General features: G+C 62.6%; 4 protein-coding genes. All 4 read right to left on the bottom strand.

Annotated elements, in window-relative coordinates; translation table 11 throughout:
• Nucleotides 1–94: 94 nt before the first annotated feature.
• The 4 genes from ACWF6P_RS12840 to ACWF6P_RS12825 all read right to left on the bottom strand — a co-directional run bounded on the left by ACWF6P_RS12840 (nt 95) and on the right by ACWF6P_RS12825 (nt 6,172).
• Nucleotides 95–1,207: an NDMA-dependent alcohol dehydrogenase gene (locus ACWF6P_RS12840; RefSeq protein WP_378537777.1), complete on the bottom strand. Its 1,113-nt coding sequence runs from the start codon at nt 1,205–1,207 to the stop codon at nt 95–97.
• Between the two features lie 47 nt (nt 1,208–1,254).
• Complete coding sequence (locus tag ACWF6P_RS12835) at nt 1,255–2,754, bottom strand: aldehyde dehydrogenase family protein (protein WP_019744236.1); 1,500 nt, start codon at nt 2,752–2,754, stop codon at nt 1,255–1,257.
• 108 nt (nt 2,755–2,862) lie between these two features.
• Complete coding sequence (locus tag ACWF6P_RS12830; protein WP_452621233.1) at nt 2,863–4,530, bottom strand: sigma-54-dependent Fis family transcriptional regulator; 1,668 nt, start codon at nt 4,528–4,530, stop codon at nt 2,863–2,865.
• A gap of 4 nt (nt 4,531–4,534) precedes the next feature.
• The gene (locus ACWF6P_RS12825) at nt 4,535–6,172 is read right to left on the bottom strand and encodes an AMP-binding protein (protein WP_452621232.1); all 1,638 of its coding nucleotides are present in this window, start codon (nt 6,170–6,172) and stop codon (nt 4,535–4,537) included.
• Nucleotides 6,173–6,308: the final 136 nt, after the last annotated feature.

Below are 6,308 nucleotides of genomic sequence, written 5' to 3'. Positions count from 1 at the left end.
ACTCCTTTTGTCCCTTTTTTGGGCCCCGCCAACTAATTTGGGGGGGGCGCGTTTATCCCCCCCCGGGTTTAAATAAAGGCGCACAGCACTTGTCTTACTTGTCGTGAATGATCACGCCACGGATGTTCTTGCCGTCACGCAGATCCTGGTAGCCCTTGTTGACGTCTTCGAGGCTGTAGGTGTTGGTGATCAGTTCGTCGAGCTTGAGCTGACCGGCATCGTAGAGACGCAGCAGTCGCACGATGTCGTACTGCGGGTTCATCGAACCGAACAGCGTGCCCTTGATCGTCTTCTGATTCAGGGTCAGGTCGGTACCCGACACGTGAACGGTCAGCTTGGCGGGATCGGCGAGACCCGTGATCACCACGGTGCCACCCTTACCGATCACTGCCGTCGCTGCACTGACGACATCCTCGTCGACGGTGCCGACAAGGATGAGCGCAGCGTCGGCGCCCTGTCCCCAGGTCAGCTCGTTTACCTTGGCAGCCGCACTCTCGGCGTCTGCAAAGGCATGCGTGGCACCGAATTTCAGTGCGGTGTCACGCTTGAGAGCAACCGGATCGACCACCACGACGTACTTGCAGCCAGCCGAAACAGCCCCCTGGACCGCGTTGATGCCGAGACCACCGATGCCGTAGATCACCGCGGTGTCACCGGCGCGAAGGTTACCGGCGTTGACGGCGGTGCCCCAGCCCGACGGCACACCGCAACCGACGACCACTGCGGTCTCCAACGGAAGCCAGTCGTCGATCTTGACTACCGAGTGCTGCGAGATGGTGGCCCGCTCGGAAAATGTTCCGAGCATGCACATTCCGCCGAAGTCCAGACCGTTGCCGTGGAAACGGAAAGAACCGTCGGGCATCGAGCCTTCGAGGATGGTGGCACCCATGTCGCACAGGTTTTGACGACCGGTCGAGCAGTAGCGACAGGTGCCGCAGTTCGGAATGAAGCTACACACGACATGGTCGCCCGGCTTGACCTTCGTGACGCCAGGGCCGACCTCTTCGATGATGCCCGAGCCTTCGTGTCCGCCGACGATCGGATAACGCGGCGGGAGATCACCGTCGGTCAGGTGCAGATCTGAATGGCACAGTCCGGCAGCGGTGTACTTGATCAGTACCTCACCCACACCCGGGCCGTCGAGATCGAGTTCCATGATCTCGAAAGGCTTTCCGGGCTCGAGCAGTACAGCAGCTTTGGTCTTCACTGGTGATCTCCTTGATTGTCGGACGAGAGAATGAGCGATGGGGTCGGTCAGAGGGCGATGTTGACGGCCTTGGTCTGGGTGTAGAGATCGATGGCCGAAGCGCCGAGCTCGCGGCCCCAGCCGGACTGCTTGTATCCGCCGAAGGGCATCGCGGTGTCGAAGCCGTTGTACTGGTTGATCCACACCGAGCCGGCCTTCAGACGCTTTGCCGTGCGATGCGCCTTGGAGATGTCTCGGGTCCAAATTCCGGCAGCGAGGCCGTAGATGGAATCGTTTGCGGCAGTGATCGGTCCGTCGTCCGCGTTGAACGGCAGCGCTGCCACGACGGGTCCGAAGATCTCCTCCTGAACGATGGAGAATTCGGGCTTGACGTCAACGAAGACAGTCGGCTCGACGAAGTAGCCCTGATCGCCCCAGCGGTTACCGCCGGTGAGTGCACGTGCGCCGTCGGCGATTCCCTCACGCAGGTAGCCGGTCACCTTGTCGAACTGCTCCTGCGAGACCAGCGGTCCGAGCTGGGTGGTGGGATCGAGGCCGGGTCCGATCTTGACCTGGCTCGCTGCGTGCGCGACGGCCTCGGTGAACTTCTCGAAGATGGTGTCCTCGACGTACAGGCGAGTGCCCGCAACGCAGCACTGTCCGTGGTTGAACAACCACGCGTTGAGCGAACCCTCCACCGCGGAATCGAAATCCGCGTCGGCGAACACGATGTTGGGGCTCTTGCCACCGAGCTCGAGCGTGACCTTCTTCAGATTGCCCTTGGCGGCGTCGACGATCTTCTTGCCCACCTCGGTCGAACCGGTGAACGCGACCTTGTCGACGTCGTCGTGGCCGGACAGTGCAGCACCGGCATCGCCGAATCCGGGAACGATGTTCACGACGCCAGGCGGGAAGCCGGCTTCTTCGAATACCTCTGCGAGAAGAAGAGCGGTGAGCGGGGTCTGCTCGGCGGGCTTGAGGATCACGGTATTGCCGGCAGCGAGCGCGGGTGCGAGCTTCCACGACGACATGAGCAGCGGGAAGTTCCACGGCACGATCAGTCCGCAGACGCCGATCGCCTCACGCAGCGTGTATGCATGGAACTCGCCGCCCGGAGAGAAAGGCATCGACACGTTGACGGTGCTGCCTTCGATCTTGGTGGCCCAGCCCGCGTAGTAGCGGAAAACGTCTGCGGCCCAAGCCACGTCGACGGCAGTGGCGATGGCAACGGACTTGCCGTTGTCGAGAGCTTCGAGCTGACCGAACTCTTCGGCGCGGGCACTGAGAATGTCGCCGACGCGCCAGATCATCCGCTCGCGCTCGTTTGCCTTCATACGTGACCAGGGGCCGTCTTCGAAGGCCGTGCGGGCGGCGCGCACCGCGCGGTCGATGTCTTCGGCCTGTCCGTGTGCCACGTCTGCGAGCTTCTGTCCGTCAGCCGGGTTGTATGTCGCGAACGTCTGGCCCGAAGCGGCGTCGACGAATTCGCCGCCGATGTAGAGCTTCTTCGGTCCGTTCAGGAAACCCTGTACCGCGGAACTGATGGTGTGTTCGGCTACTGCCGTCATCGGAAACTCCCCTGAAGTAGTGAGGTGCGAATGTGATGCACGCCATACTTCCGCGCTTCCGAGGGTGCTAACTGTCCGAACTTTGTACAACTGGAATCGGACAGCGAACTACACAGTGATGTCCAGCGCCCGCATCCGCGTGTAGAGAGTGCTTCGGCTGATTCCGAGCTGCGCCGACGCGTGAACCTTGTTGCCGCCGCAGTCTTTCAACGCTCCGATGATCGCCTGACGCTCGGCCTTCTCCCGCCCCGCCAACCGCGACACCTTGGTAGTGGTGCGGTAGTCCTCGGGCAGATCGGCGACGTCGATGCGGTTGCTGGAGCGATCGCCTGAGGCGCAATGCAGCACGACGCGTAACTCGGCCAGATTGCCCGGCCAACTGGCCGCCGCCAGCGCTTCGGTAGCACTGGCGGTCAACCTCAGTTCGGGCGAGATCCCTTCCAGCATCGCCTGCGCCAACTCGGCGATCTCTGCCTGTCGCTCACGCAGTGGAGCGATGACAACTCTGGAAGTACAACGCGAGATGAGCGATGCGATGGTCGGCGGTGAATCCGGAACCGCGCCGCTGGTCAGCACGATCCGCGGCCCCTCGGCACTGGCGTCGATCAGGTCTGCAACCAGCGGCAACACCGAGTCGGGAAGAAGTTGCACCTGTTCGATTACGACGATGCCCGAACGCTTACGGGCGGCTCGCACAAGATCGTTAACCCATTGCTCACGTCCGTCGAATGCGATACGCGTGGCATCGAGCCAACTCGCGTCGACGCTGCCGACGACGTCGGATGCTGCCGAGGTTCGGCCGGAACCCGCCTCACCCGAGATCGCCACGGCGGCAGAACCAGTCCGCGCTCGCATCAAGTCTCGGCGCAGTCGTTCACCCGGAGACGGGGCCCGCTCATGTGTTCTACGGATCGGCGCCCGTTCGCGCTGGAGTGGTTCGACCAGGAAGAGCGCTCCGCCGTCTGCCCCGGAAATACGGTCGGCTTGAACTCGCGCCAGCGCACCGGACGCCAATTCGACTGTCACCAATCGTGATTGATCCGGGTTGAGGTCGGCGATCAAGGATCGGAGCGATACGTGGTCGGCAGTGTCCAGCAGGTCCAGGGCGGTCCGGTTGCTGAGCAGGATGTCGTCGCCGATGGCCGCAACGGCAATGTGGCGCTGATGCGAAACTCGTTGGAATGCGTCGACCAACCGCTGCTCCGACGCTTTCGAGCCCTCGAGCAGCCGTTTCTCGATGTCCGCGGCCGCACGCGCAAGGAATGGCGCGAACAACGGGTTGGCCTGCGAGACAACGCCCGTCATGTCGAGAATTCCCTCGACGCGACGCGTGACGGGATGCAGAATCGGCTGGCCGTAGCAGCTCAATCCCTTGAGGCTGTCGAGGAAGTGCTCGTCACCGTGGATCACCACGCTCCGTCCGACCTCGAGCGGTGTCCCGAGCGCGTTGGTGCCGGCGTGCTCCTCGCCGAAGCGTGAACCGTTGACGACGCCCAACCGCTCGATCGTCCGCTCGACTCGACTGTCGGAGTACACCGAGGCGACCACTCGGCAGTCCCGATCGGCCAGCAGGACGCAGAACCCGGTGCCCGCGATCTGTTGCGAAACCTCGTCGAGCACAGGTGCGGCGGCCCGGAGCAGACGAGACTCGCCGTCCTGCTCCTCGGTGTCCACGGCGATGGCCGACGACGGGTCGAGGCCACTGAGCCGAGAACGCTTCCAGGAGAGCGCGATCTCGGGGCGTACCGGCTCACGCTCCCCTGGGTTCGCGGACATACTCTCAGGCCTGACCGATCAATTCGATTGCCTGTTCTCGCATCGCGATCTTGCGGACCTTGCCCGTGACTGTCATCGGGAACTCGTCCACGACGTGGACGTACCGCGGAATCTTGTAGTGCGCGAGCTTGCCGGTGCAGAACGCACGGACCGAATCGGCGTCCAGATCGTCTGCACCTTCGCGCATCTGGACCCACACCATCAATTCCTCGCCGTACTTTGCATCGGGCACACCGATGACCTGAGCATCGAGAATATCGGGGTGGGTGTAGAGGAACTCCTCGATCTCACGCGGATAGACGTTCTCACCACCGCGGATGACCATGTCCTTGATGCGTCCGGTAATAGCGACGTACCCGGCCTCGTCCATTACTCCGATGTCTCCGGTGTGCATCCACCTGGCAGCGTCGATCGCCTCGGCGGTCTTCCCCGGGTTCTCCCAGTAGCCGAGCATGACCGAGTACCCACGTGTGCACAACTCACCAGGCTCACCGCGCGGCACCGTCAATCCGGTTGCCGGATCGACGATCTTGATCTCGAGGTGCGGCCCCACCCGTCCGACCGTTTCGGTGCGCTGCTCGATCGAATCGTCCGAACGAGTCTGCAGCGATACCGGCGACGTCTCCGTCATGCCGTAGCAGATGGACACCTCTGCCATACCCATGCGATCGATGACCTGCTTCATCACCTCGACCGGGCAGGGCGAGCCCGCCATGATGCCGGTGCGAAGGGACGACAGATCGAAGCTCTCGAAGTCCGGCAACGCCAACTCGGCGATGAACATCGTCGGAACGCCGTAGAGGGATGTGCACTTTTCGGCCTGAACGGCTTCGAGCGAAGCCCGCGGATCGAACGCTGGACCCGGAATGACCATGGCAGCACCGTGACTGGTGCACGCAAGGTTTCCCATCACCATGCCGAAGCAGTGGTAGAACGGCACCGGGATGCACACCCGATCAACCTCGCTGTAGTGGCACAACTCGCCGACGAAGTAGCCGTTGTTGAGGATGTTGTGGTGACTGAGCGTCGCGCCCTTCGGGAAACCGGTAGTGCCCGAGGTGTATTGGATGTTGATCGCGTCGTCGGCTGACAATGCGGCTTGGGCAGCGGCGAGCGGAGCCGGATCGTTTGCCTGCGCCGCCAACCCGTCTGCAAGCACTGAGTCCCACTCGGGTGAACCGAGCAGGATCACCGACGTCAGATCGGGGCACTGCGGCCGCACCGTCTCGATCATCGACGCGTAATCCGAAGTCTTGAAGCTCGCCGCAGACACCAGTGTCGTGATCCCGGCCTGCTCGAGCACGTACTGCAACTCGTGCGAGCGGTACGCCGGGTTGATGTTGACCAGGATCGCCCCGATCTTCGCCGTCGCATACTGCGTGAACGTCCATTCCGGACAGTTCGGAGCCCACATCCCTACCCGATCGCCCTTCCCCACACCACGGGAAAGAAGTCCGGCAGCGAGCCCGTTCACCTGCTCGGCGAACTCCCGGTACGTCCATCGTCGACCGCTGGCATGGTCGATCAACGCATCACGGTCACCGTGCGCGGCAACCGTGCGATCCAGGTTGTCTCCGATGGTGTCGCCCAGCATCGGTCCATCCCATACTCCGGACGTATAGCTGGGCAGCGGGGTAGTCATGTGTTCTGTCCTCTCCGGTTACCTGTTCAGGCACCTATGAGAGGGGCCGCCGCAGCGGACCCTCTCATCTACGAATTTACTCGATTCGGTGTGATGCACGACATACTTCCCGGTGTGGGGTGGCCGTAACTGTCTG

The sequence above is a fragment of the Rhodococcus sp. NPDC055024 genome (assembly GCF_053608585.1).
The sequence above is the reverse complement of the archived record's forward strand: the minus strand, read 5'-3'. Positions and strand labels throughout refer to the sequence as shown.